The organism is Vibrio sp. V43_P6S15P86 (assembly GCF_009904725.1).
GTDB lineage: Bacteria > Pseudomonadota > Gammaproteobacteria > Enterobacterales > Vibrionaceae > Vibrio > Vibrio diabolicus.
The window spans coordinates 1-5297 of record NZ_WXWT01000239.1; the positions used below are offsets into that span (position 1 = coordinate 1).

Here is a 5297-nt window from a genome sequence, read left to right on the forward strand (position 1 = left end):
TTCCATGCCGAACTCAGAAGTGAAACGAAATAGCGCCGATGGTAGTGTGGGGCTTCCCCATGTGAGAGTAGGACATCGCCAGGCTTTAAATATCGTTATTTGCATAGACAAATAACAACATCATCAGTGTACTAATCTGTTGATGACAATTTGTGGAGAGATGGCTGAGTGGTTGAAAGCACCGGTCTTGAAAACCGGCATACGTTAATAGCGTATCTAGGGTTCAAATCCCTATCTCTCCGCCACTATTCAGAAGCCTCGCTAGAAATAGCGAGGCTTTCTTCGTTTCTGACGCTTGGAAATTCGTTAGGGACTGGAATCAATCCCTTAGCTGATCGTATCCCTGCACTATGTCACTTGAGAAGCCTTGCTTTAAGCGCGTTCTCGCTATCCACGGGTTGTGCTGCGACAGAAGTTCATAACTTTATCTTCTAACGAGAGCCATCAAGTCTGAGTATTGGCATTCCTACCTCTAAGGGTAAAGTGTTTCTGTTAACAAGAGACTTGCCTTTACTCTTTACCCTTTACTCGATGTTGCGTGCGTTAGCGCTCTTAGTGTTACCTAGTGGCTCTTCGCTATCTTGCTCTGGTTGGTACAATAAACACGTTCTAAGTATTGTATAGGACAGTCCTGCATTGAAGAGAATGGAGAGTATCGGAGCTTATGTGCCTATTTTTGCTTCCTACTCTATTCCAAGTTATCTGCATTTTGTTAGTAGAGTTCCTTCTTAGAAGCTTAGATTTTGAAGAAAGTGAGTAAGCTATCTTTTAGAGGCTTTTAGTGAGCTTAATGGAGTGCTGCTGGGAACGAACTAAAGAAGCTTTGCTGGGGCCTCCTAATGAAGTTCAGGCGATTGCAGGGCGTTAGCTCTAGTGGATATTGCAGGTTTGTATAGTGTTGATGAGTGACAGGCAATAAAAAAGCCGACAGTAAACTGTCGGCTTGGTTAGATGACTGCTACTTAGTTGTTCTGGACGAGCGTGAGAGCTTTACGAGAGACTTCGTGAGCGGCTTTAGTTAGATTCTGCTTCTCTAGTGTGTCTGCTAGGAATGCATAATCAGAGACGTCAGAGCGAAGCTTTAAGGCGATCTCAAAGTGGTCTTGGGCTTCTTGCCACTTCTCTTGACGGAAATAGAAGTGCGCCAATGCGCTATGCGCAGCGGCGTTATCTGGCTCTTTCTTCACTACTCCCTCTAAGAAAACCACGACAGGGTGGATATCTGGCAGGTTTAGATCTGGCAGTAGTTGATAAAGCTCAGGAGCCGGTTGTTTTTTCAATGCTTCTTTTAGCACAGTAAAGGCTTCAGCATCTGCTTTCCGGGCTATCAACTCACGAGCAAAACAGGCGACTAGGTGTGTGTCTTGTTTTACTTTGCGTGCAAGGCCATTCCAATGAGAAATAAGCCCTTCGCTACCTTGCTGCTGTGCCACTTCATGGAGTAAGCCGCATTGCGCCTTTTGAATCAGCTCTGCGTGTTCTTCTTCCGTGATGAGTTTTGCTTTGGTGAGTTGTGGCAAGAGGTCAATAAGAGGTTGCCACAACTTTAGCTGCATGTACGTTGTTTTCAGCAAGTTCAATACAATCGAATTACTCGCATACTGACCTTTTAACGATTGCAAAGTATCGAAAGCAGCCTCGAACTCGTTATCGCGAATAAACTGTTTAGCACGAGTTAGCTCTACTGCGAGATGAGCATTCTCTTGCTGGCTTGCTAGCTCTAGGTAGTGATCACGTTTTGCTTTATCACCTTGACCTTGTGCAGCTTCAGACGCAACTAAGTAACAAAGTAGTGGCATGTCGTGATGATTCGCCCAACGAGTCACTTTTTTCTCGGCACCTTTCCAGTCTCCTTCAAGGAGTTTAATAATGCCTTCATTGGTGTATCGACGGGAGTGGCGCATTTTGCGCACGCTGAAGTAGTTCCATGTTGTAGAACTTGCGTAAACTAGCTTTTTAATTAGGTACTCAAGTAGAAAAAGACCTGCGAGTGCTGCGATAACGAATACGACCAATGTCGTTACGCTCATCTCGATCGTTTTCTCAGCGATGGAAATGAGTACATAGCCTTGCTGACCAGAAAATTGAGTGCCAACAAATAGTCCTGCACCTAGTACAACAAATAGGAAAATAAGACGAAACATTACTTATCCTCCATACCTGTCATCGTTGTGACTTCGCGACGTAGGCGCTCACGGATGACATCTGATAGTTGAGACTGACTTTGCAGTTTCGTTGGGTATTCCACTTGAATGTTTTGCTGGCTTAACTGGTTAACAGTTTTGTTGAACTCTTTAACGGAATTATCGTCTTGGTTGAAGAAAGCTAATGCCCATTTGTCGGCCGTTTTTAGAGACGTGGTGTAAATTTCACCTTGTTCTTGGTACACTGCTTTTATTGCGGTCTCCAATTTGGCTTTGATGTTTTCTTTTAGGTAAAAGTGTTGCTCAGGAGAAAGCAGTGGAATGACGTTACCATCGCGCGTGCGGAAGGTAATGAAGTTTTCTGAAAAGTCTTTCAGAGATGTCATTAAGTTATCTTGCCAGTTTGCAATATCTTCTGACACTTCCGTGTTCTCTACGGCTTCTGCTTCTGGGAGTAGTGCATTGGCGAGAGGTAGCTTGTCTACTTGCTGTTGCAGAGCAGTTAAGCGTAGTACCAATCCATCACGGTCAATCAGCGGGATAGTACGAAGTTTGGTGATATCGTTCGCCATTGCTTTGCGTAGTTTGACGAGGCTAGGGTCATTCAGTGCTGCAATGCGTTGATCTGCACTTTCCATTAGTTGAGTTGCGCTTTCTACGTCATGCTCTAAGAACAGTTTACGACCTGCTAATTTGACGAGGTAATCGGCTTCAGCAAGTAGCCAGTCGTTTGGTCGGCGACCTTTCACATCGGCAACGGCAAGCTGTAAGCTTTCAATGCTCTTCTGTTGCTGTCCCAGTACCACTTCCGCTTTGTGTGTCACGGTCGTTGCTTTCTCGATGGTTTCCTCTTGTACCCGGCTGAGCTCTTGCTTCATGGAAGCTTGAGTGCTTTCTAGCTGACTTTTTAGTTGGGCTATCTGTGCTTGGTAATCGGCTTGCTGCTGATGCAGCTTGTATGCGAGGCCACCGCCAAAAATAATCGATAAGATGATAGCGACTGTGCCTAGTTTAACTCCGCGCTTGCCTTGTTTTTCTTCAAATTCGACTTTGGCAGGCTCGGCTGTTTTTGGGGATTCGGCCACTTTTGGCTGTTCTTTTTTAGGGGCCGCATCCTGCTGCGATGTGCTTTTTTCGGCTAGCGGTGCCGATGAGGTTTCTTCGGAAAGGTTTTTATCGTTATTTTTTTGGTCGTTATTTTTACTTGTCATGCCTATATCCTGTGTAGCTAGGGCTGGAGAGCCGCCAGTAATTCTTGGTTGGATGCGCTTCCCGTGCATCTCACCCGAGTGAACCCCCTTTGAAGTGCGATGTCAGCGATACGCTGACTGGGGATATACAACTCTTGTTGATTAAGCCAAGTCAATTGCTCTGACGTCAATTGGCTGCACAAATAATCCAGTTGCTCACCACTGGTGACGATGATCTGGTCAATTTGTAGGGTTTTCCATAGTGAGACACAGCTTACTGGATCGAATGGGATGAATTCTCTCTTGTAAGTCTCACTATAGTGAACTTTTGCGCCACGTCTCACCAATGCATCTTTGATCAGCTCTCTTCCACCGTTCCCACGAAGGATAAGAACCTGTTGTTGGGCCACATTATTGAGCTCTGGCAGTCGCAATAAATGTTCACTATCACTGACTTGGGGATAGTGTACTTTCTGTTGGGTACATTTGCTTAAATAGTGTGCTGTTTTTTGACCAACGGCAAGGTAAATGGCTTGTTTCGGCCATGATGTCTCGTTGCTGGCTAAGATTTGCTGTGCACATTGCACGGCATGTCGACTAACAGCGATAACAATTTGAGCTTGATGCAGGTGTTTAGAGAGGTGCGTGTCCGTGAGATCGGCGACAATGTCGATCAGAGGATGGTGATATGCAGAAATGCCGTGCCTTTCGAGCAGAGAGCAAAGCGCGTTGCCTTGCTCTCCCGGCCGAGTGACCAACACTGCCATGATTATTCGTGATCTGCGTACAGCTTAGTTAGGATTTCACGAGCGCCGTTATCCAGTAGTTCATTGGCTAACTGCACTCCTAACGTTTCGCCGTCTTTACGATGGCCACGGATTTCACCACGAACAATTTCGCTGCCATCTGGTTCGCCAACTAATGCGCGTAGCCAAATGTTATCGCCATCTAGCAGGGCATAGCTGCCGATAGGTACCTGACAGCCGCCTTCTAGCGTCAGGTTCATTGCGCGCTCACACAAAACACGGTCTACGGTGTCTTGGTGGTTAAGTGGCTCAAGTAGTTTAAGCAGCCTTTCATCGTCAAGGCGGCACTCAATACCGACAGCACCTTGGCCAACCGCAGGTAATGATTGCTCTGGCTCGATAAAGCTGCGAATTCGGTCTTCCAATTTCAAGCGCTTTAGACCTGCGGCTGCAAGAATGATAGCGTCGTACTCACCCGCATCCAGTTTGCCAAGTCGAGTACCCACGTTGCCACGCAGTTCTTTGATAATGATGTCTGGACGATATTCTTTCAGTTGGCATTGACGGCGCAAACTGCAAGTACCAACCACTGCACCTTGAGGGAGTTCATCAATGTTGCTATAGGTATTGGAGACGAAAGCATCACGAGGGTCTTCACGTTCACAAATGGTCACGAGGCCAAGACCTTCCGGGAAATCGACGGGCACGTCCTTCATTGAGTGAACGGCAAGGTCTGCACGGCCTTCTAGCATTGCGACTTCAAGCTCTTTTACGAATAAGCCTTTGCCGCCAACTTTTGCTAGCGGTGTATCTAAAATCACGTCACCTTTGGTCACCATGGTTACTAACTCGACTTCCAAACCAGGGTGAGCGGCTTGAAGGGCGTCTTTGACAAAGTAAGCTTGCCATAAAGCAAGAGGGCTTTTTCGAGTTGCAATGCGAATAGGTGTGGATTGTGTCATGATCTTCTCAATGCTGTTTGGATTTGGGTTTATCCTACCATTCTCATCAAGAAATGCTTACTGTTAGTTCGTTATCTCTGAGAGCTATGAATGGAATTACATGACGTTATGAAAATAGTGTGACTGGATTCTCAATTAGACTAAGGACTATTATTAGTAATAGGTAATAAGAGCGACACTACCGCGCGATTAATTTTGTGACTAAAGTATGGTTTTGCATCCTGAGTGGTGCGTGGGCGTGAAACTTTACCCGCA

Annotated in this window: 4 protein-coding genes, 1 tRNA gene and 1 rRNA gene; 2 read left to right on the top strand and 4 right to left on the bottom strand. The window is 46.0% G+C overall.

All coding sequences use genetic code 11. The features are described 5' to 3' along the window. A 5S ribosomal RNA gene (gene rrf, locus CAG69_RS22765) occupies window positions 1–84 on the top strand; the annotation flags it as partial. A 70-nt stretch (window positions 85–154) separates the two neighbouring features. Continuing rightward, a tRNA-Ser gene (locus tag CAG69_RS10605) sits at window positions 155–245 on the top strand. 717 nt (window positions 246–962) lie between these two features. Here the strand turns inward: CAG69_RS10605 and CAG69_RS10610 are convergent. Genes CAG69_RS10610 through hemC form a run of 4 tightly spaced genes read right to left on the bottom strand, consistent with a single transcriptional unit; the run spans window position 963 to window position 5042 of the window. Further along, window positions 963–2144 carry a heme biosynthesis protein HemY gene (locus CAG69_RS10610; RefSeq protein WP_109170337.1) on the bottom strand — a complete coding sequence of 394 codons (1182 nt, stop codon included), beginning with the start codon at window positions 2142–2144 and terminating at the stop codon, window positions 963–965. After that, on the bottom strand, window positions 2144–3355 hold the full coding sequence (locus CAG69_RS10615) for a uroporphyrinogen-III C-methyltransferase (protein WP_161444122.1): 1212 nt from the start codon (window positions 3353–3355) through the stop codon (window positions 2144–2146). Before CAG69_RS10615 ends, CAG69_RS10610 begins: the two co-directional genes overlap by 1 nt. A gap of 17 nt (window positions 3356–3372) precedes the next feature. Then, a complete protein-coding gene (locus CAG69_RS10620) occupies window positions 3373–4101 on the bottom strand; it encodes a uroporphyrinogen-III synthase (protein WP_046874396.1) in 729 nt (242 codons plus the stop codon). Between the two features lie 2 nt (window positions 4102–4103). Next, on the bottom strand, window positions 4104–5042 hold the full coding sequence (gene hemC, locus CAG69_RS10625) for a hydroxymethylbilane synthase (protein ID WP_161444124.1): 939 nt from the start codon (window positions 5040–5042) through the stop codon (window positions 4104–4106). Window positions 5043–5297 lie beyond the last annotated feature (255 nt).